This window comes from Corallococcus sp. AB018, from assembly GCF_003986945.1.
In the GTDB taxonomy this organism is placed as follows: domain Bacteria; phylum Myxococcota; class Myxococcia; order Myxococcales; family Myxococcaceae; genus Corallococcus; species Corallococcus exiguus.
The window spans coordinates 1-18,593 of sequence record NZ_RAWR01000011.1 but is presented as its reverse complement, the minus strand read 5'-3'; the positions used below and the strand labels follow the sequence as shown (position 1 = coordinate 18,593).

Sequence of the window (18,593 nt, the reverse complement as noted above, 5' to 3'; positions counted from 1 at the left end):
GAAGTTCTTTCAGGTGAAGGGCGACCGCTGCTTCAGTGGAGGTGGCGATCAGGCCACACCTGCGGGAGGGCAGGCCGCACGGAGGCGAGTGTCGGCAGCGCGACGTAGAAGGTCGACCCCCGGCCCGGTTCACTCTCCACCCAGATGCGGCCGCCGTGGCGCTCCACGATGTCGCGGCTGATGTAGAGGCCCAGGCCCAGCCCTCCGTAGGAGCGGGTGGAGGCGTTGCGCGCGCGGAAGTAGCGGTCGAACAACTGCTGCTGCTGGTCCTCCGGGATGCCGATGCCCGGGTCCGTCACGGACAGCACCGCGACGTCGTCCGTCTGGGACAGCCGCACGCGGATGGTGCCGCCGTCCGGGCTGTACTTGAGCGCGTTCTCCAGCAGGTTGGAGATGACCTGCTCCAGCCGGAACGTGTCGCCGTGGACGGAGACGGGCTCCCGGGGGGGCTCGAAGTCGAAGGTGTGGTTGCCCTTCTGGCCTTCCATGCCGGCGAGCGTCTGCTCCACCAACTGGTCGAGGCGGGTGGACTCCGGGTGCAGGGACAGCCGGCCGGCCTCGATGCGCGAGGCGTCCAGCAGGTCGTTGATGAGGCCGGTGAGGCGCGTGAGCTGGTGGCGCGCGTGGCGCAGCACGCCGGGGTCCAGGTTCTCGCCGCGCTCCAGGCGGCGCTCCAGCGTGGCCAGGCGCAGGCTCAGGGGCGTCAGCGGCGTCTTCAATTCGTGGCTCGCGATGGAGAGGAAGTCGTCGCGCACGCGGATGGCCTCCTGGGCCTCGCGGTACAGGTGCGCGCGCTCCTCCTCCGCGCGTCTGCGCTCGGTGATGTCCTCGATGAGGACGCCCACGCCCAGCACGCGGCCGTCGGGAGTGCGCACGGGATAGAAGCTGCCCCGGAAGCAGCGCCGGGGGCCGGGGGCGCCCAGGTCCTCGTCGGAGACGGACTCCTGGTTCACCATGGGCTCGCCGGTGCGCAGCACGTAGCGGGGCCCCTGCTCCGCGATGGCGCCCGGCTCCCCGAGCAGCTCCGGCAGCGTGCGGCCCGGGTGGTCCTCCGCGGGGATGCCATTGATGCGCGCGAGCGTTTCGTTGACGCGCACGTAGCGCAGATTGGTGTCCAGGAAGCCGATGCCCACCGGCGCGCTGCGCACGAGCAGGTCCAGCTGGGCCAGGTTCTCCTCGCGCTCGGCCTCCACGCGGCGGCGCTCGGTGATGTCCTCCACGATGCCGACGCCGCCCTCCACGACGGTGCCGTCCTCGGAGTAGCAGGGGGCGAAGCGGATGCGGACGGGTATCTCCTTGCCGGTGGTGAGCGCGCGGTAGTCGCCTTCGTAGTCGCAGGCACGGCCGGCCAGTGACTCGCGCACGCAGGTCATGATGCCCTCGTCGCGCAGCGTGAGGAGGTTCAGGCCCACCAGGTTGCGCTTCGACGTGCCGATGAGGCCCGCGAAGCGCTCGTTGCACGCGGTGATGACGGGATTGCGGTCGAAGTGGAAGATGCCCAGGGGCGCGTTCTCCACGAGCAGCCGGTAGAGCCGGTCCGCCGTCTCCTGGTGCGAGGCCGCGTCGGGGCCGCCGGGGATGTGCTCCACCGGCTCCTCCAGCGAGTCGATGACCTCGTGCATCCGGCGCAGCGTGAAGACGATGCGCTCATCGCCGTCCAGGCCGGTGGCGCCCACGGTGACCTCCACCTGCAACTCCACACCGTCGCGCCGCCGGGCGAAGACGCGCGTGGGCCGCCCGCCGAGCGCCTTGCGGCGCGACAGCAGGTAGCGCGGCAGGCTGAGGCCATGGAAGTGGTGCAGGCGAGGCGGGAAGAGGTCGGTGATGGGCCTGCCCACGAGCTGCTCGCAGTCCCAGCCCAGCAGCCGCTCCGTCGCCGCGTTGACGTGCAGGATGAGCTCCTCGGGGCCGCACGCGATGATGGGGTCCACCGCGGCGTTCAAGATGGCTTCCAGCTCCCGTGCGGCTCCTCCGGCCATGCTCGCTCCTGGTGGGACCCGGCACGCGTCTCTTCCGCCGCGTGGCCGGCCCTGCCGGGAGGTGGGGTCTCCCCGGCGTTGGCGGGCGCGCGTCTTGGCGCCCGTGCGCGTTCCCTTTGTCTACAGGTACACACTGTGGGCCGGAACGGCGCGGTGAAGCCGGAGGGCAGGACGCTGACAGCGCCCCTGGAGGCCGGGCGAGCGGGCGGGTACAGGAGGGAGCATGCGCGAATCCCGAACCGCCGCCGTGCTGCTCGCCGTGTCACTGCTGGGGATGGCCTGTGCCAGCACCCAGGGCACGCCGCCGGCGGCGCAGAGCCCGCTCATCCACAAGAGCGAGGCGGTGGGCGCTCCGAAGCCCGAGGCGTTGCTCGTGGCCCTGCACTTCTCCGGCTCCACGCCCGCGTTCTGGGATGAGCCCATCCAGTCACTGGGCATCCCCGTGCGCACGCTGCTGCCCCAGGGCCCGAGGCCCCGCCGCGACGGCTTCACGTGGTTCCAGGCGGACCACGAGGAGAAGACGTGGGAGGGGAAGACGGAGGACGTGGAGCGCATGGCGGAGCGGCTCGCGGAGTTGATCCGCGAGGTCCGGGCGGCGCACCCGGAGCTCCGCCGCGTCGTGGTGACGGGGTTCTCCTACGGGGGAGACCTGGCGTGGATGCTGGCCATCCGGCACCCGGAGCTGGTGGACGCGGCGGTGCCCATGGGGACGCGGCTGCTGGGCGACCCGGTCCAGGGGCAGCCTGTGTCGCGGAAGGTGCGGGTGCTCCAGGGAGAACAGGACGCCATCATCCCCGTGCAGCACACGCGCGAGCGGGTCGCGGAGCTGAAGGGCCGGGGCGTCCCCATCGACGTGAGGACCTACCCGGACCTGGGCCACGACGTGTCGCCCGCGTTGCTCGAGGACTGGCGCGCGTTCCTGCGCCAGTCGTTGCAGGGGCAGACGGACTGAAGCCGTGGCGGCTCAGCGCCGGCGCTTGGGCGGCGTGCGGCCACGCTTCGCCGCTTGCTTGCGCACAGGCTTCCGCACGGGGGCGGCCGGCTGCGCGTTCAGCGTGAACGTCTCCAGCTTCTCGCGCAGGGTGCGCGTCTCCTGCTTGAGCGCGTCCAGTTCCTCGCGCAGCGACGCGACTTCACGGGCCTGGGGCGCGCCTTCGCGCAGGGTGCGCACGGCCTCGCGGGCGTAGCGGCGGGTGCGCGGGTCGCTGAAGGTCGTGCCCTCCAGCGCGGGCAGCAGGCGACGGTCGCCCAGCGTGGAGGCCGCATCGCAGACCGCCAGTTGCACGCGGAACTGCGGGTCGCGCAAGAGCTGCGCGAACAGGTCCACCGCTTCGCGCTTGCGGTTCGCCACCTCCGCCAGCTTCGCCACGGTGCTCACGGCCGCGCGGCGCAGGAACGCGGGCTGGCCGTACGCGGTGCGTGCCACGGCCACCGGGAACGCGGCCGGGTCCTGCGTCTCCGCGAGCCCGTCCATCGCGCTCGCGCCGATGACGTCCTGGAATGACGGCCTCGCGGTGGCGGCCTCCAGCAGGGGCAGCGCATCCGGCGCGCGCACGCGCCCCAGGGCCCGTGCGGCCTCCGCCTCCACGAAGTAGCTGGCGTCACCGGCCTCCAGCACCGAGCGCAGGCTCCCTGCCGCCTCCACGTCGTGGCGGAACTCACCCAGCGCGGCGACGACGGCGCGGCGCACGCGCGGGTGCTCGGTGGCGACCGCGTCCAGCAGCAGCGCGCGAGCCTCCGGCGTGCGGATGCGGCCCAGCGCCTTCGCGCACGCGGCGCGAGTGGCCCAGAACCGCTTCGCGTCCTTCAGCGCGCGGCCCAGCGCCTCCACCGACCGCAGGCCTCCGTCCTTCCCCAGCGCGTGCGCGGCCTCCGTGCGCGCGCGGGCCTCAGGGGCATTGGCCAGCTCCTCGCGCCACAGCCCCACGGCCTTGTCCACGTCCAGCGTGCCCAGCACGTCGCGGCGCGGATCCACGCGCACCTGCGTGGGCGCGGCGGGGCAGGGCAGGTGGAAGCGGTGCTCCGCGTCCGTGAGCTCCAATCGGTGGCGCGTGTCTTCGCCATTCACCGTGACGGCCACCTCCAGCGGGAGGCGGAAGACGGGCGTGCCCGAATCCGTGCGCTGCGTCTGGCGCACGCTGATGCGCAGGCGCGCGTCGTCCGCCTCGTAGCGGACCTCCACTTTCAGCTCCGGGTGGCCGGGGGAGAAGACGTACTGGTCGAAGACAGGGTCCAGGTTGTGGCCGGTGGCCGCCTCGAAGGCGCGCGCCAGGTCCACCGTCTCCACCACGCCGTGGCGGTGGGACGCGACGTAGTGGCGCAGGGCGCGCATGAAGAGGTCATCCCCCACGCGGCGGCGCAGTTCGTGGAGCACCAGCCCGCCCTTCTCGTAGAGGTGGCGGTCGAACAGGTCCATGGGCGCCTGGAACTTCCGGGCGACGATGGAGCGCGCGTAGCGCTCGCGCGTCTCGGAGAGGTAGGCCTCCAGGTCGAGCGCCCGGTGATGGTCGGCCTCGTCCCGGTTGTCGCCGCGCTCCTTCCAGAGCACCTCGAAGTAGGTGGCGAAGCCCTCGTTGAGCCAGCCGTGGGGCCAGTCGCGGCAGGTGAGCAGGTCGCCGAACCACTGGTGCGCCAGCTCGTGGGAGATGAGCGGCTCGGCGTTGTAGTCCAGGTGTGCCCGCGCATCGTGCAGCACGGTGTCCACCAGCGTGGTGGCGGTGGTGTGCTCCATGCCGCCCAGGATGAACTCCGTGACGAACACCTGCGCGTAGCCGCTCCACGGGTAGGGCTCACCGGTGATGGACTCGTACGCGGCAATCATCTTCGGCGTGCGCGCCACGCACCGGAGCGCGTCCTCGCGGCGCCCCTTGGGGAACAGGTAGCGCAGCGGCGTGGTGCCGGCGGTGTCGGTGGCCTCGTCGAACTCGCCCACCACCAGCGTGACGAGGTAGGGCGCGTGCGGCTGCGCCATGCGGTGGTGCTGGGTGCGCCGCTCGCCGGTGGTGACGTCGCTGACGAGCACACCGTTGGACAGCGACGTCATGTGCGCCGGGAAGGTGGCGATGACCTCCGACGTGGCCTTCTGCGCGGGCGTGTCCAGGCAGGGGAACCAGCAGCGCGCGTCGATGTCCTGGCCCTGCGTCCACGCCTGGAGCGGACGGTCGGGGTAGCCCGCGTCGGGGCCCCAGAAGTAGAGGCCGCGGCGGGGGCGGGCGCGGTAGGTGAGCGCGATGTCGCACGCCTGGCCCGCGTCGAGCGCGCGAGGCAGCTCCACGCGCACGTGCGCGCCGGAGTTGGAGAAGGTGACGGAGCGGCCGTCGACGCGGGCCTCGGTGACGTCCAGGTCCACGGCGTCGAAGGTGACGGTGGACACGGTGCGGACGGCGGACACGCGGGTGGTGCAGGTGCCGGCCAGGGCGCGCTGGGCGAAGTCCAGGTCCAGTTCGATGCGCACGTGCTCGGCGCGCACGGGCCGGGGCGCGGCGTAGTGCTCGGTGGCGCCGGGCAGGCTGAACGGATGCGGGTCGGAGGACCCGGCGGCGGCGACGGGGGCGTGGCGGTGGCAGCAGCGCATAGGGGAGGGTGACTCTTTCGCAAGCCCGCCCCCGGGTCGAGCCGCTTCGAACCGGGTCTTGTCGGAATTCCTGGGTCCAGACCCGACAGGTTGGGAGGGGACGGGTGGGGGCCGGGGCGCGAAGGGCCTAAGATGGGAGGACCGTGCAGGCCGTTCTCTACTTCTCCGACAAGCAGGTCCGCGAGAAGCTCTTCTCGTTCGTGGACGCGGCGCAGGGGCTGCTGCTGGTGGCGGGGGTGCGCCACGGCGCGGTGATGACGCGTCCGCCGCAGGCGCGTGAGCCCTTCGCGGCGCTGGAGGACCTGTTCGGGCACGTGCTGTCGCAGGTCGTCGTGGCGGACGAAGGCACCACGGAAGGCATGTGGAGGGATCCGCTGGGGGACCTGGGCGACCGGCTCTACCCGGAGGACAAGAAGCGCGCCTACGCGGCGTCCACGGGCTACGTGCTGCTGGAGGACGGCAAGCCGCGCGCGGTGGTGCGCAAGCACGCCAGTCCCGCGGAAGACCTGTGGTTCCTCCAGGAAGCCCTGAGCCGCCTGTCTCACGGCATCCCCGCGCCCGACCCGGAGAAGCGCCCCGGCCACCGCCGCCCGGAGCCCGCGCCCAAGGCTCCGCCGCGCTACGGCCCCGCGAGTGACAGCGGAGCGCCGGAGGAATCCGCCGATCCCTGGCGCCGCCCCAGCGCCCGAGGTGACGCGTCCTCGCGAGGCAATGCGGGGGCCCGCCCGGGTTCGGGCAGGGCTCGCGAGTGGCAGGCCGACGAAGCCACGCCCCCGCGCGGCAGTCGTGCCGTCGCGCCCGAGCCCGAGACGAAGGACCCCTGGACCGTGCTGGGCATCGAGCGGGGGACCCCCAGGGACGAGGCGCGCAAGGCGTTCCGCACGCTCATCGCGCAATACCACCCGGACAAGGTGGCCCACCTGGCGCCGGAGTTCCATGCGCTCGCCGAGCGCAAGACGCGCGAAATCCTGGACGCGTGGGAGGCGCTGGAGCGCGACGCGGGTTAGTGCACCGTGCGGCGCGGCTTCGTTCGCGAGGCGCGCTTCAGCCGGGCCTCCAGGTAGTCCTTCAACACCACGGCGTTGTTGTGCTCGGTGTCGCGGGCGCCGTAGAGCAGGGTGACGCGGCCCTGGCGCGCGGCCTCGAGCAGCGGCTCCCACGCGTCGTGGTGAGCATCCAGCTCGCGGGTGTACCGGCGCCGGAACTCGTCCCAGCGCGCCACGTCGTGGGCGAACCACCGCCGCAGCTCCGTGCTGGGTCCCACCTCGCGGGGCCAGCCGTCCAGGTGGAGGTCCGCCTTCTTGCGCCCCCGAGGCCACAGCCGGTCCACCAGGAAGCGGGTCTCCGCCCGAGGGTCCGAGCCGTGCTCGTCATAAACGCGCTGGAGTCGAATCATCGTCGCGAGCCTCCGAAAGGACACGCTGCCCACGCGAGGCGCGCGCGGGGAGTACCCGGCGGGGACGCGGCGGCCCGCTTCTCAGGTCACCAGCGCGGGCGTCGGAGCCTCCAGCCGGAAGCGCGCGATGAGCGGCACGTGGTCTGACAGGCCGTGGAAGCGGCTGGTCAGGTCTCCGAAGGGCCGCGTCTCCGTCGTGTCCAGCCAGCTCACGCCGCCACCGGAGAACAGGTGGTCCAGGTGCATGCGCATGTGCATGAAGCCCGCGGTGGGGAAGGCGCGGGACAGGGTCGGGTTGATCTGCCCCACCGACGCCTGCGCGCACGTCAGGTGCGCATCCCCCGTGAGATAGCGGAACACCGGCGACGACGGCGGCGAGTTGAAGTCCCCGCACACCACGAACGGCTCCTCCTTCGCGTGCAGCCCGATGAAGCCCGTGAGCTTCTTCGCCTCGTGGAGTTGGTTGACGCCGCAGCCCATCTTGTCGCGCGTGGCCCAGAACTCGCGGGCGAACGGCGTGGGCAGGCTCAGGTGCGTGTTGAAGATGTGGAACGCGCGCTGGTCCGAGCGGCGCAAGACGCGCATGTGCGCGCAGATGCGGCTCTGCTTGCGCTCCTTCAGGCCTTGCACGTGGTGGTGCGTGATGTGCTCCGGCGCCTCCACATTGTGCCGGTCCACCTGGAGCGTGCGCGTGTTGACGAGCATCGCCAGCCCCGTCGTGTACAGCGACAGCTCGCCCACCTTGTAGTGGTGCGCGCGGAAGTAGAACGCCTCGTAGGGCATCTCTCTCCCCTGGAGGGCGAACGTCTCCTCCACACGCTCCATGAAGGCTTCCAGCTGTGTCTCACCCGGGCGGGTGGGCCGGTGGACGATGTTGCTGCGCAACGAGGAGGTCTCCACCTCCTGGAGGCAGACGACGTCCGGCAACGGGTCCAGGGTGGCCAGGGCGGCCGCCACCCGGCGCTTGGGGCCCAGGGTGCTCGCGAGCCCCCTCAGCATGTGGCCGAAGTAGCGGACGTTGTACGTGACGATGCGTAGCGCTGACGGCTCCATGTACGGACGCCACCTCCCCATGCCTCGCGGCGAAAAATGGGAAGCCCCGGGACAAACGTCCAGGCCTCCCCGCTCTCTTCACCATGGGATGCGTTCGCGCCATCCGCGATGTGCCGACAAGCGGACGCAGGGCTCGTCCGCCCGCCTGCTCACGGAGCGGGCTTCACCCGCACCATCGTGTCCAACAGGTGCTCCAGCGCGCGGTCCGGGTCGTCACACAGGCCCGCGTGTACCGGGCCCGTCTGGAGCATCGTGCTCCGCGGCGCCACCAGCCAGTGCCAGCGCTCCTTCTGCGGCAGCCGTCCAATGGGCCCCGCGTCCTTCCCGCCCACGCACACGCGACGGAAGCTCTCCAGGTGGCCCGCGAGCAGCTCCACGTCCGCGTCCGGTGACAGCGCCTTCAGCCGCGCCACGTCCAACTCCACGCGCGCCCCCAGGAAGCGGTGCTGCACGCAGAAGAGGACGACGCCCACGTTGATGAACTCCTCGCGCTCCACGCGAGGCACCAGCCGGATGATGGCGTAATCAAACGAGCTGGGCGTGGGCACGCGTCGCCTCCTCGATGAACCCCGGCGCCGCTTCCAGCCTGCGCATCAGCCACGTCACGTACGCCGCGCGGTGCTCCGCCGTGGACGCGAACGCGGGCTCCTGGCCCAGCCACGCCTCCGGAATGGACCCCACGATGCGCTCCACCACCTCCCGCGTCACCCTCGCCTGGAGCAGGTCCCCGGCCTCCGCCAGCCCGTGCGCCCACGGCAGCAGCACGTGGTCCTTGATGGGCGCGAACCGCGTCTGGCTGCGCTCCTCCCATCCGTCCCACGAGTGGTGGAAGTACATCGCCGCCCCGTGGTCGATGAGCCAGAGGTTGCGGTGCCACACCAGGAGGTTGGGGTTCTTCGGCGTGCGGTCCACGTTCGTCACGAACGCGTCGAACGCCACGATGGCGGACGCCACCTGCGCCTCCGGCACCGGCACCGCCAGCGGGTCGAACGTCACCGAGCGCGGCAGGTAGTCCAGCGCCAGGTTCAACCCCGCGCTCGACTTGAGCAGCTCGCGGATTTCACTGTCCGGCTCGTTGCGCCCCAGTGACACGTCCAGCTCCACGAACACCAGCTCCGGAACGCGCAGGCCCAGCACGCGAGCAATCTCTCCCGCCAACAGCTCCGCGATGAGCGCCTTGGCCCCCTGGCCCGCCCCACGGAACTTCACGACATAGAGCCCCGCGTCGTTCGCCTCCACGATGGCGGGCAGCGAGCCCCCTTCGCGCAAGGGCGTCACATAGCGCGTGGCGGTGACCGTCCTGAGCATCACTCGTCCTCGACAGTTCCCGGGCACTCCGGGGGTGGCGGCTGTACCACGGCCCTGCCCGCCGGGGAACACGCCACACCCCCATCCACCTTCCCCGCGCACCGCCGATTCAGTTGCGCGCAATTAAATTGTGCACTACATATTCCCCATGTCGACGGACGACTTCCTCCGGCTGGACCTGCAGCTGTGCTTCCCGCTCTACGCGGCGTCGCGCGCGATGGTGCAGGCCTACACGCCGCTCCTGGCGAAGCTGGGGCTCACCTATCCGCAGTACCTGGTGATGCTGGTGCTCTGGGAGACGGACGGGGTGACGGTGAAGGAGCTGGGGGAGAAGCTGTACCTGGACTCGGGGACGCTCACGCCGCTGCTCAAGCGGCTGGAGACGCAGGGCTTCGTGCGTCGCGAACGTTCCACGGAGGACGCGCGGTCGGTGACGGTGTCGCTCACCGCGCAGGGTAAGGCCCTGCGCCGCAAGGCCGCGTCCATCCCGGAGGCCATCGTCTGCCGCACCGGTTTGACGCTGGAGGAGCTGTCGCGGCTGCGCCGGGACATCCAGCGGCTGTTCGAAAAGGTTTCCTCACGCAGCGCTTGAGACACACGCGGTTTCCAACCACGAAGTCACGAAGGAGCAACACCATGGCCCCGGTCCAGATCTCGCCGCTCTACTCCACCACCGCCATCACGCACGGCGGCCGCAACGGCAAGTTGCTCCTCGAGAACAGCCCGCTGGACGGCCTGGAGCTGGCCATGCCGAAGCAACTGGGCGGCTCCGGCAAGGAGTCGGCCACCAACCCCGAGCAGCTCTTCGCCGCGGGCTTCTCCTCCTGCTTCGAGAGCGCGCTGCGCCTGGTGGCGGGCAAGGCCGGCAAGAAGCTGGATGAGAAGGCCGGCGTGAAGGCCACCGTCACCATCGGCAAGACGCCGGACGGCGGCTTCGGCCTGGCGGTGGAGCTCACGGGCATCCTCCCGGGCATCCCCCGCGAGGAGGCGCAGAAGCTGATGGAGGCGGCCCACCAGGTGTGCCCGTACTCCAACGCCACGCGCGGCAACATCGAGGTGAAGGTCTCCGTCGCGGAGTAGTCCTTCACGGCTGGCGGAGGCAGGGCTAGACCTTGCCTGCCTCCACGACGCGCACCGTCTCCGCGCCGTCGAAGCGCGCCTCGAAGATGGGCAGCCCCTTGGTCAGGCTCTTGCGCGGATGGCCCGGCCCTGCTCGGCGACGAACTGCACTGGCACCCGAGGCGTCATCGCGCCGCTGGCGCGCAGCTCCGCCTTCCATTTGCGCTGGAAGAGGACGGAGCTCGCGGGCTCAGGTGGCGGAGTCGGCATGGGCGCTCGGGGTGGAGGTTGGCAGGAGCGCCAGCAGGTTGTTCTGGATGCTCTGGCAGATGGTATCGAGCGGCAGGTCGTTGTCGTCCGTGCCGAAGGGGTCCTCAATCTCGACGCCAATCTCTTCGATACCAAAGAAGACATACGCGACGAGGAACGTGGCCAGGACTGTCACCCAGCCAAAGGTGTCCACCAGCGCGAAGGGCAGGGTGAAGCAGTAGAGGATGAGCGCGCGGCGCACGTGTAGCATGTACGCGAAGGGCATGGGCGTGCGGTGGATGCGCTCACAACCCCCCAGGTAGTCGATGAGCTGGTGGACGTTCTGGTCCAGCTGCATCTGGACGTACTCGGGATAGAGCCCCTGGCGGCGGCCCTCGTCCAGCACGGCGGTCATCCGGCGGGCCACGTTGAGGGGCACGTGCTGGGCCTTGAGCGCGTCCGCCACCTCCCCGGAGGGCAGGGTGTCCGTGTGGGGGCCCAGGTGCCGCTGCTGGCCGCGCAGCCACGCGGCGGTGGCGAAGGGGAACATGGCCGTCCAGCGCACCAGCGTGGCGAACAGCTCCGTGCGGCCCAGGAAGGGCTCTGACGCGCGGACCAGGTTGCGCGTCTCGTTGACGATGCCGCCCCAGAGCTTCCGGCCCTCCCAGAAGCGGTCATAGGAAGCGTTGGTTCGGAACACGAGCAGGAGGCTCAGCGAGATGCCCGCCAGCGTGTGCACTGTCGGGGGCACGCCCACGTCGCGCACGTGCTTCGAGAAGCCCACCACGGCCGCGGCCCAGACAACGCATATCAACACTCGGCCGACGATCTCCTTCACCATCGAACCGCGCAGGTAGTGGAAGTAGCTCCACCATCGATGCGGGTCATACTCAACCATGTAGGGGATACCCTCCGGAACGGGAGGCGCATGCTAACCGCACCGCGACGCGTCGCGGGCAGTGCTTTGCGAGATTGCGGATGCCAGACGCTTCGGGTGATGGCCGGGCGTCGGGGGCTTCAGCTAAGGAGGAAGACGGTCCGTCCACTCCCTCGTCAAGGAGGCGTCTTCCATGCGCCGTCACCTCACGCCCCTGCTGATGTTCCTCGCCGCCACGGCGAGCGGTTGCAGCTTCCTGCGCACGGACGTCCTGCTGGACACGCTCAACACCCCGGACTCGTCGAATCCGAAGGACGTGCCGGTCCGGGTGCCGGCGGTGGAGCGCGTGGCGGGGCTGACGCGCGCACAGCTGACGGACTCCTATGTGGACCCGGCGCGCGCGGGCGCGTGGATGGAGGCGCTGGGCGCGTCTCCGGAGGCCGTGCTGGACATGTCGGCGTGCCTGGTCCAGCACGCGGGCAACGACTCGGCGTCCTGCTATGAGAACGACGCGCGCACGGGCTACGTCGACCAGACCGTGAAGGCGTCGGCGTGGGGCGTGCCGATGCCCGCGCAGTCCCTCCCCGTGGCGGCAGCGGCGGCGGAGGAGGTGGACGCGGAGCGCTTCCTCGCGAACGCGATGGGCATTGGTCCGTCGCTCGCGGCGTTGCAGCAGTCGCTGGAGGTGCCGTTGACGCGCGAGGTGCTCGCGCAGGGCATCCAGCGGGGCGCGGCGTCCGCGGCGGCGTACGTGCGGGCGCGCTCGTGGCGGCGCGACCTGCAGCGGCCCAGCAACGCGGTGGTGCTGAGCGGCGGCGGGGCCAACGGGGCGTTCAGCGCGGGGGCCATGTGGCGGCTGTTGGGCATCCTGGAGCAGTGCCGGGGCAAGCCCGCGCCGGAGGGGTGCGGCGACGCGCGAATCGACCTGGCGGCGGGGACGAGCACGGGCGCGCTCATCAGCACGCTGGTGGACCTGTTCCACACGCCGGGCCAGGAGGCGAACGCGCGGCGGCTCTTGCTGGGCAACTACACGTGCACGGTGGAGTCGGACCTGTACTGCGTGAACTCCACGTGGCTGTGGAACCTGGCGGAGGACACGCGGGGCCTGGTGAAGTTCGACGGCATCTATACGAAGCTGGATCAATTCATCCAGCCGGCGATGTTGCACAACGGCACGGAGCTGGTGTCGGTGTCGGTGGATTTCCAGACGGGCGACGTGTTCAGCGTGAGCGACCAGGACCCGGCGGACTTCAAGCCGGGCGCGTCGGACCACCTGCGCAAGGGCGGGATGATTCACGCCATCGTGGCGTCCATCGCGGAGCCGGTGCTGTCGAACCCGGCGGGCAAGCTGCCGTCGGCGGCGGGTGACCGCACGGGGACGTACTACGACGGCGGCGTGCGCTCCGGGCTCCCGCTGCTCCAGGCGGTGGAGCGTGGGGCGGAGCGCGTGCTGGTGATTTCGACGGGAGGGATGAACCCGTCACCGGCGATGGATCCGAAGAACGCGATGAGCGTGCTGATGCGCACCATCGATTTGTTCGTGGCGCAGCCGCGCGTGGCGGAGGTGCAGCAGGCGGAGTTGCTCGCGGTGACGCGCCGGCTGGGCGAGTACAACGTCTGCACGCTGCGAGGCGCGACGGAGGACTTCTGCCGCCGCAAGGGCACGGGCTTCCAGCCGCAGATGGTGGGGCCGGGGGCGGGGCAGGCGGTGTGGATGGGCTCGGCGCGCTTCGACCAGGTGGCGAGCAGCTGGCGCAGCACGTGGATGTTCAAGCCGGAGTCGGGGTTGGCGACGGCGAGCGGCTACTCGTTCACGCCGGAGGTGATGCAGCCGCTCTTCGTGGCGGGCGTGGAGTCCATGCAGAAGCGCTGCAAGGAAGTGCTGTCCCTGTTCGACATCCAGGGCACGCTGGCGGCGCAGGAGTGCGCGCGCCAGTTGGTGGAGGTGGCGGACGAGGCGCGCGAGGCGCTCCCGTCCGTGGCGCAGTGCCGCGCGGACAAGCCGGAGCGCCGCACGTGTGACTGACGCGCGCTACCTGCCGCCGTCGATGACCCACTTGCCCCAGCCGGCGAGCGCGGTGCCGTCCTCGGGCACGCGCTTGCCCTTGGGCGGGGAGCGGTAGACGGCGTCGGCGAGCGGGATGAAGCGGGCCTCGTCCGCGAGTCCGTTGAGCGCGGCGCCCCAGGGGTCGGCGGCGTAGGTGGTGACCTGCACGCGGCGCTCGGCGCCCTCGCCCGCGGGCGCTTCGAGGACGAAGGCGGGGATGGGGTGCTGGGCGACGGTGAACGTCTCCCGGCGCGGCGGCGCGGTGCCGGCGGCGACGGGAGGCCACTGCTGCGGCTGGCTGATGGCTTCGCTGACGGCGGCGAGCAGGGCCTCTTCCAGGGGCTGGGGCTCGGCGTCGCGGAAGTCGGCGCAGGGGGCGTCGCCGGTGGGGCCGGTCAGCTCCTTGCGAAGGACGAAGCCGCGCTCGGCGCCCAGGCAGACGCGGCGCACGGAGGGCGTGCCGGAGAGCTCTTGGCGCACGTCGTACCAGGTGCCCGGGCCCCAGGGCCGGTCGAGCACGGGCACGTTGCCCGCGGCGTCGGAGCCCTGGCGGAAGGACACGAGCGTGAGCTGCTGGCTGCCGCTGGCGCCGAAGCCGGAGAGCGTGGTGCTGGCGTCGAGCAGGCCATGGGTGAGGTACAGCGGGCCGGGCTCATTGGCATAGAGGCGGTTGTGGAGGGGGCCGTCGCTGGGGCGGCGGTCGTCCAGGAAGCGGCGGGCCTCCCAGGTGCGTCCGGCGGCGGTGGTCTGTTCGGCGGAGCGCTGGCCGCGGTGCTCTTCCTTCCAGGGCTGTGTCTCCTCCATGCGCATGGGCAGCACGCGGGACTGGGAGAGGCGCGGGTGGGCCAGGGGCTTGCCCTGATCATCCGTGAAGGTGACGGTGAGCCACGCCCAGGGCGCCTGGACGGAGACGACCTCCAGCGTGACATGGCCGGCCACGCCCACGCCGGTGTCCGCGCCAGGGCGGCCCCGGTGGGCGGAGAAGGCGTACTCCACGCGGTCGCCCACGCGGGCGCGCTGCCATGGCGAAGGCGTGGCGGTGGTGTCGGGGGCGCCAGCGTCCAGCACGGAGGCCTCGGTCGGGGCGGAGGCGTCGGGCTGTTCGGTGGCGGTGGTGCCGTCGGAGGGGGAGACGGCACGAGGCTTCATGCTCTCGCAGCCCGTGGTCAGCAGGAGCGCGGAGCACAGCAGGAGGGGAGCGCGGAAGAGGGGGCGTCGCATGCGGTCGCTAGATACACGGAGCGCCGCGTGGAGCCGCGTGGCCGGTGGGATTGCGTGCGGGAGGAGCGTGTCCTTCTCGACAGGACCCGCCGTGTCGGGTCCGTCCCAGCAAGTCACCCCACGGGCCGAACGCCCGACGGCCCGGTCCCTTTGCATGGCCGGGCTCGATTGACACTGTCAGACGCCGCGCCGATATTATCACCAGGAGATGGTGATGATTTCTGGCGCGCATCTAGAACTGCGTCCCTGGCGCAGGTTGAGCGTTGAGGAACTCGCGGCGCTCGCGGAGGTTCCGAGCCGGCGCATCTGGCAGGAACTGGAGGAGGGCATCCTGCCCGGCCGTGCGAAAGGCCGTTCCAGGCACTGCTTCGGGCCTCGGGACGTCTTCTACTTCCGCCTGGTGCGACACCTGGAGAAGGCGCTGACGTTGAGCCCGAGTGTGCGCCGTGAACTCCATGAGGCGATTGCCGGCGTGCATGACGACCGCGAGCCGCATGCGTCGCCGTGGCGCAAGACCGACACGGGCTGGGAGTTCACCTCCGTCCAGGCGAGCTTCGACGCCCGGCAGCCATTCGCTGAATCGGTGAAGCAGGTGCGCCTGTTCATCCACGGCAAGCGGCGCATCGAGTCACGCCCGGATGTCCTGGGCGGCGAGCCTGTCTTCAAGGGCACGCGCATCGCGGTCCGGCACGTGGGAGACCTGCTGTTGAAGGGCGTGCCGCGAACCGAGGTCAGGGAGGACTTCCCCCGGCTGGATGACGAAGACCTCGCCTTCGCGGTGCTCTTCGCGCAACTTCCCCGCCCGCAGGGGCGCCCGCGCAAAGCACTCGTGTCTCGTCGAGAGGGCGCCTAGTCTGCCTTTTCGATGAAGTTGCTGGTCGATGAAAACCTCTCTCCCAGGCTCGCGGTGCGTCTCCATGCCAAGGGCTTGGAAGCCGCGCATATCGTCCACCTGGGAAAGGCCGGCCTGACGGACCCCGAACTCTGGCGTCTGGCATTCGAGCGCAGCGAGGTGGTCGTCACCACGAACGTGGGAGACTTCATCGTGCTCGCGCGGGATTGCGAACTTCACGCGGGCATCATCGCCTTCCGCGTGGCCGGGCTCAGTTCCGAGGAGCAATGGAGGCATCTGGAGCCTGTCGTGGACCACGTGCTCCAGCAGCAACTGGATCTCACCAACAAGCTGGTCGAGGTGTGGGCAGTGGGTGAGTTCACCGTCAGCGACCTTCCGGGGCCTTGACCTGGGATTCCTCCAGCCACGTGCCCCAGCGGATGAGCCGACTGTCGGAACGGTATTCGCGCGCTCCTCCTTCGGACTGTCGGTACACCCCTTCCGAGAGCCGGTCGAAGCGCACCTCCATGGGAAGCCCCTGGAGCACGGGACTCCACAGGTCGATGGGGTAGCTCCTGGACCGTAGCCAGGGGGAATCCTCCCAATGATCCGCGCGGGCTTCGTCGAGGTACGCCACCACGGACGCCTGTCCCAGTTGGACCCGCACCTTCCTGGGGAGGGGGGCTCCGTAGTCACGAGGCGGCCAGGTGGGAATGTAGACGGACTTGTTGACGAGGCTGATCAACGCATCCTCCAGCGCAACGACCTCCGCGCCCTGGAAGTCATCACACCGGACTTCGTCCTGCGGTTTTTCCCAGACCTTGCGCAGCAGGTAGCCCTGTTCCGCGCCAAGACAGACACGCTTCCTGACGTCACCCCAACTGGCGCGCTCCAGTGTCTCGTACCAGGTGCCCGGGCCCCAGGGGTTGCCCATGACAGGAGGGGTTCCCTGGACCGTGCCCGAGCCTCGCTGGAACGACACGAGCGCGAGTTGATGGCCCGCGGACATGCTGTAACCCATCGAGGAGAAGGAGACCTCGAGCAACCCGTTGGTGAGATAGAGCGGCCCGGGAGTCGTGGCGTAGAGCCGGTGCTGCGTGGGGCCGTCCCCCGGAGAGTCGTCGCGGGCAAGCCGGCGGGCGCTCCAGTGCTGCCCGGCGGCGAAGGCCCACTGGCGGGTGGTGCTGGTGCTGCCATCCTCGATGGGGTCGGGAGGATTCTCTGGGGCCTGGCCCATGCGCATGGGCAGCACGAAGCCGTGGCTCAGGAACGGATGCGGATGGGGTTGGCGGTCATTCCGGGTCACCCGAATGAAGAGCCAGACCCAGGGGGACCGGACAGCGATGACCTCAACGAAGAGCTGGCCCGCCGAAGCGCTGGTCCCCCGGCGCGAACCGACCCGGTCCGCGTGGAAGGCATATTCCACGCGGTCGCCCACGCGCGCGTCCTGCCAGGACGTGGGCGCTTGGCCCGAGGTGCTCCCCGGAGGAGCCTCCGTCACGGTACTGACGCCCCGCGGCCTGGATGTCCCGCAGCCCATGAGCAGGACCAGGACCAGGACCCCCATGGCCCACGCGATGAATCCCTGGCGGAAAGACTGTCGTTGCATCTGGCGGACGCCCCCTGTCTTCCATTGACGCACGGACCGGCTTCCGGCGCCAGGGGCCTGACAGCAATGGCGCTACTCCACGGAGATCTCCCGGTAGACCACGTCACTGGCGCCCAGCCGGTTCACGGTGTCGACGAAGCGCTCGGAGACGACGATGCGGGTGGTGTCCTCCACGCCGAAGAGGTCGAGGCCTGTGGGAATGGATTCACCCAGCAGCCAGCGCTCCGGTGGGAGTCGGAATCCGTGGCTCCCGCAGTCATCGCAGGTGGGCACCCGGTCGCGGTCCTGGATGCATGCGGGATGCAGCTTCACCAGAGGACGCGCTTCCAGTTCGTATTGCGGCAGCTCCTTCGTGCGGCGGTTCCGCAGCTCCGCCCGGACCGGGATGATGCCTTTCAGCCCTGCCTCTTGAAGCGCTGCGAGCGTGTCCTCACGCACGAGGACCTGCCACGAAGGCATCGCGGTGACGGGGCCGAACCGGCCCATCGCCGTTCCCACGAGCGGTCCCAACCTGCATCCCGGCTCAAGCTGAATCTCCGGGGGAACGAAGGGGAGGACCAGGGCCTTGCGTCGCTCATACTCCGCACGCGTCTGCGGCCAGATGCTCTTCAGTTCATCCTTTTCGGGCAGGGTGGACAGGTCCACTGACGGGTATGCCGTCATGACTCCCCAGGTCTCACAGCGTTGGCAGAGGACGCTTGGCAGGAACCATTGGCGCTCGGCGCGGTAGGACCCACTCCAATGGAAGGAGTCGAGGTCCCTCGGTGTGGACACTTCGAAGTAGCGCATCTGTCAGTCCCCTACCGGGATGGGCGCGAGGTCCACCTGCTGCCAATAGGTCATGGTCAAACCAAAGAGACCGTACTTCTGAATCATCAGGGAGGCGTAGTCGAAGTGCTGCTCTCGGCTTCCCCTTTGTCCCTGGTCGTCAATGAAGATTTGCCAGTCCTGGTTCCAGGGACCGCCGCCTGCTCCACGGTGGATGCGCCTATGCAAGTCCGCATCGATGGCGATGACGTACTGATGGATGTCGATCAGCTTGGCATCGAAGTGGTTCTTGAACGCCTGCGGGAAGATGTGGTGCCGCTCCTTGGGCCGTTTCGCCCACTCCTCCATTGCCTTCTGCCGCTTCACCTCGCTGGGCAGCTGTTCACGCGGAGTAAGCGTTCACGGGGTGGTGCTCGACTGAGGGGGTAGTGAGGCAGCGAACGGTGGGCCTCACCACGCTCGACGTGGGCCGGGGGCGGCTTAGAAATAATGGGACGTGGCCACTCCCGACCCAAGAGATGCGCGTATCGCGGAGTTGGAGCGACTGCTGAGCGCGGCGCTCGCGCGAATCGAGCAGCAGGAGGCTCGCATTGCGCAGCAGGAGGCTCGCATCGCGGAGCT

At 70.1% G+C, this 18,593-nt stretch carries 19 protein-coding genes; 7 read left to right on the top strand and 12 right to left on the bottom strand.

Features of this window, described 5'->3' with window-relative positions:
• Positions 1-32: 32 nt before the first annotated feature.
• On the bottom strand, positions 33-1,979 hold the full coding sequence (locus tag D7Y11_RS04200) for a PAS domain S-box protein (protein WP_126933075.1): 1,947 nt from the start codon (positions 1,977-1,979) through the stop codon (positions 33-35).
• A gap of 223 nt (positions 1,980-2,202) precedes the next feature.
• Here D7Y11_RS04200 and D7Y11_RS04195 point away from each other — a divergent pair, with 223 nt between their 5' ends.
• On the top strand, positions 2,203-2,931 hold the full coding sequence (locus D7Y11_RS04195; RefSeq protein ID WP_120574691.1) for an alpha/beta hydrolase: 729 nt from the start codon (positions 2,203-2,205) through the stop codon (positions 2,929-2,931).
• Positions 2,932-2,943: 12 nt separating this feature from the next.
• On the opposite strand, the gene D7Y11_RS04190 is transcribed toward D7Y11_RS04195, so the two are convergent.
• The gene (locus D7Y11_RS04190) at positions 2,944-5,553 is read right to left on the bottom strand and encodes a M1 family aminopeptidase (protein ID WP_126933074.1); all 2,610 of its coding nucleotides are present in this window, start codon (positions 5,551-5,553) and stop codon (positions 2,944-2,946) included.
• A 143-nt stretch (positions 5,554-5,696) separates the two neighbouring features.
• Between D7Y11_RS04190 and D7Y11_RS04185 the strand changes: the two genes are divergently transcribed.
• Positions 5,697-6,560 (top strand): J domain-containing protein, encoded by an 864-nt coding sequence (locus D7Y11_RS04185; protein ID WP_126933073.1) that lies wholly within the window; start codon positions 5,697-5,699, stop codon positions 6,558-6,560.
• On the opposite strand, the gene D7Y11_RS04180 is transcribed toward D7Y11_RS04185, so the two are convergent.
• The 4 genes from D7Y11_RS04180 to D7Y11_RS04165 form a co-directional block, all read right to left on the bottom strand.
• Entirely contained in the window at positions 6,557-6,949 is a 393-nt protein-coding gene (locus tag D7Y11_RS04180; protein ID WP_120574688.1) for a DUF488 domain-containing protein, read from the bottom strand. The genes D7Y11_RS04185 and D7Y11_RS04180 overlap by 4 nt on opposite strands.
• Before the next feature lie 81 nt (positions 6,950-7,030).
• The gene (locus D7Y11_RS04175) at positions 7,031-8,002 is read right to left on the bottom strand and encodes an endonuclease/exonuclease/phosphatase family protein (RefSeq protein WP_120574687.1); all 972 of its coding nucleotides are present in this window, start codon (positions 8,000-8,002) and stop codon (positions 7,031-7,033) included.
• A 149-nt stretch (positions 8,003-8,151) separates the two neighbouring features.
• Positions 8,152-8,550: a DUF3037 domain-containing protein gene (locus D7Y11_RS04170; RefSeq protein ID WP_014393410.1), complete on the bottom strand. Its 399-nt coding sequence runs from the start codon at positions 8,548-8,550 to the stop codon at positions 8,152-8,154.
• A complete protein-coding gene (locus tag D7Y11_RS04165) occupies positions 8,528-9,310 on the bottom strand; it encodes a HipA family kinase (RefSeq protein ID WP_126933072.1) in 783 nt (260 codons plus the stop codon). Before D7Y11_RS04165 ends, D7Y11_RS04170 begins: the two co-directional genes overlap by 23 nt.
• 148 nt (positions 9,311-9,458) lie before the next feature.
• Between D7Y11_RS04165 and D7Y11_RS04160 the strand changes: the two genes are divergently transcribed.
• A complete protein-coding gene (locus D7Y11_RS04160; RefSeq protein WP_120574685.1) occupies positions 9,459-9,902 on the top strand; it encodes a MarR family winged helix-turn-helix transcriptional regulator in 444 nt (147 codons plus the stop codon).
• Between the two features lie 44 nt (positions 9,903-9,946).
• On the top strand, positions 9,947-10,390 hold the full coding sequence (locus tag D7Y11_RS04155; RefSeq protein ID WP_121755822.1) for an organic hydroperoxide resistance protein: 444 nt from the start codon (positions 9,947-9,949) through the stop codon (positions 10,388-10,390).
• A 25-nt stretch (positions 10,391-10,415) separates the two neighbouring features.
• Here D7Y11_RS04155 and D7Y11_RS43155 read toward each other — a convergent pair whose 3' ends face one another.
• Together D7Y11_RS43155 and D7Y11_RS04150 are read right to left on the bottom strand one after the other, a co-directional pair.
• On the bottom strand, positions 10,416-10,589 hold the full coding sequence (locus tag D7Y11_RS43155; RefSeq protein ID WP_158624282.1) for a hypothetical protein: 174 nt from the start codon (positions 10,587-10,589) through the stop codon (positions 10,416-10,418).
• A gap of 30 nt (positions 10,590-10,619) precedes the next feature.
• Positions 10,620-11,516, bottom strand: coding sequence for a bestrophin family protein (locus tag D7Y11_RS04150; protein ID WP_121755821.1), 897 nt, complete (start codon positions 11,514-11,516; stop codon positions 10,620-10,622).
• A 172-nt stretch (positions 11,517-11,688) separates the two neighbouring features.
• Here D7Y11_RS04150 and D7Y11_RS04145 point away from each other — a divergent pair, with 172 nt between their 5' ends.
• On the top strand, positions 11,689-13,521 hold the full coding sequence (locus D7Y11_RS04145; RefSeq protein WP_121755820.1) for a patatin-like phospholipase family protein: 1,833 nt from the start codon (positions 11,689-11,691) through the stop codon (positions 13,519-13,521).
• A 6-nt stretch (positions 13,522-13,527) separates the two neighbouring features.
• Here the strand turns inward: D7Y11_RS04145 and D7Y11_RS04140 are convergent, their stop codons facing one another.
• Complete coding sequence (locus tag D7Y11_RS04140; RefSeq protein ID WP_121755819.1) at positions 13,528-14,763, bottom strand: DUF6068 family protein; 1,236 nt, start codon at positions 14,761-14,763, stop codon at positions 13,528-13,530.
• Between the two features lie 214 nt (positions 14,764-14,977).
• Here D7Y11_RS04140 and D7Y11_RS04135 point away from each other — a divergent pair, with 214 nt between their 5' ends.
• Entirely contained in the window at positions 14,978-15,616 is a 639-nt protein-coding gene (locus tag D7Y11_RS04135) for a DUF433 domain-containing protein (protein ID WP_158629197.1), read from the top strand.
• A 12-nt stretch (positions 15,617-15,628) separates the two neighbouring features.
• Positions 15,629-16,003 carry a DUF5615 family PIN-like protein gene (locus tag D7Y11_RS04130; protein ID WP_120574679.1) on the top strand — a complete coding sequence of 125 codons (375 nt, stop codon included), beginning with the start codon at positions 15,629-15,631 and terminating at the stop codon, positions 16,001-16,003.
• Here the strand turns inward: D7Y11_RS04130 and D7Y11_RS04125 are convergent.
• From D7Y11_RS04125 to D7Y11_RS04115, 3 genes are all read right to left on the bottom strand, one after another.
• The gene (locus tag D7Y11_RS04125) at positions 15,981-17,204 is read right to left on the bottom strand and encodes a DUF6068 family protein (protein WP_148139194.1); all 1,224 of its coding nucleotides are present in this window, start codon (positions 17,202-17,204) and stop codon (positions 15,981-15,983) included. The two genes, D7Y11_RS04130 and D7Y11_RS04125, sit on opposite strands and share 23 nt — an antisense overlap.
• A 72-nt stretch (positions 17,205-17,276) precedes the next feature.
• Complete coding sequence (locus D7Y11_RS04120; RefSeq protein ID WP_121754976.1) at positions 17,277-17,993, bottom strand: double-CXXCG motif protein; 717 nt, start codon at positions 17,991-17,993, stop codon at positions 17,277-17,279.
• 3 nt (positions 17,994-17,996) lie between these two features.
• Positions 17,997-18,350: a DUF2380 domain-containing protein gene (locus tag D7Y11_RS04115; protein ID WP_255431018.1), complete on the bottom strand. Its 354-nt coding sequence runs from the start codon at positions 18,348-18,350 to the stop codon at positions 17,997-17,999.
• Positions 18,351-18,593: the final 243 nt, after the last annotated feature.

Bases quoted from the DNA above. Each gene is read 5' to 3' on its own strand.
- D7Y11_RS04200 (WP_126933075.1), bottom strand. From the start codon at position 1,979: ATGGCCGGAGGAGCCGCACGGGAGCTGGAAGCCATCTTGAACGCCGCG.
- D7Y11_RS04195 (WP_120574691.1), top strand. From the start codon at position 2,203: ATGCGCGAATCCCGAACCGCCGCCGTGCTGCTCGCCGTGTCACTGCTG.
- D7Y11_RS04190 (WP_126933074.1), bottom strand. From the start codon at position 5,553: ATGCGCTGCTGCCACCGCCACGCCCCCGTCGCCGCCGCCGGGTCCTCC.
- D7Y11_RS04180 (WP_120574688.1), bottom strand. From the start codon at position 6,949: ATGATTCGACTCCAGCGCGTTTATGACGAGCACGGCTCGGACCCTCGG.
- D7Y11_RS04175 (WP_120574687.1), bottom strand. From the start codon at position 8,002: ATGGAGCCGTCAGCGCTACGCATCGTCACGTACAACGTCCGCTACTTC.
- D7Y11_RS04165 (WP_126933072.1), bottom strand. From the start codon at position 9,310: ATGCTCAGGACGGTCACCGCCACGCGCTATGTGACGCCCTTGCGCGAA.
- D7Y11_RS04160 (WP_120574685.1), top strand. From the start codon at position 9,459: ATGTCGACGGACGACTTCCTCCGGCTGGACCTGCAGCTGTGCTTCCCG.
- D7Y11_RS04155 (WP_121755822.1), top strand. From the start codon at position 9,947: ATGGCCCCGGTCCAGATCTCGCCGCTCTACTCCACCACCGCCATCACG.
- D7Y11_RS43155 (WP_158624282.1), bottom strand. From the start codon at position 10,589: ATGGAAGGCGGAGCTGCGCGCCAGCGGCGCGATGACGCCTCGGGTGCC.
- D7Y11_RS04150 (WP_121755821.1), bottom strand. From the start codon at position 11,516: ATGGTTGAGTATGACCCGCATCGATGGTGGAGCTACTTCCACTACCTG.
- D7Y11_RS04145 (WP_121755820.1), top strand. From the start codon at position 11,689: ATGCGCCGTCACCTCACGCCCCTGCTGATGTTCCTCGCCGCCACGGCG.
- D7Y11_RS04140 (WP_121755819.1), bottom strand. From the start codon at position 14,763: ATGCGACGCCCCCTCTTCCGCGCTCCCCTCCTGCTGTGCTCCGCGCTC.
- D7Y11_RS04135 (WP_158629197.1), top strand. From the start codon at position 14,978: ATGATTTCTGGCGCGCATCTAGAACTGCGTCCCTGGCGCAGGTTGAGC.
- D7Y11_RS04130 (WP_120574679.1), top strand. From the start codon at position 15,629: ATGAAGTTGCTGGTCGATGAAAACCTCTCTCCCAGGCTCGCGGTGCGT.
- D7Y11_RS04125 (WP_148139194.1), bottom strand. From the start codon at position 17,204: ATGCAACGACAGTCTTTCCGCCAGGGATTCATCGCGTGGGCCATGGGG.
- D7Y11_RS04120 (WP_121754976.1), bottom strand. From the start codon at position 17,993: ATGCGCTACTTCGAAGTGTCCACACCGAGGGACCTCGACTCCTTCCAT.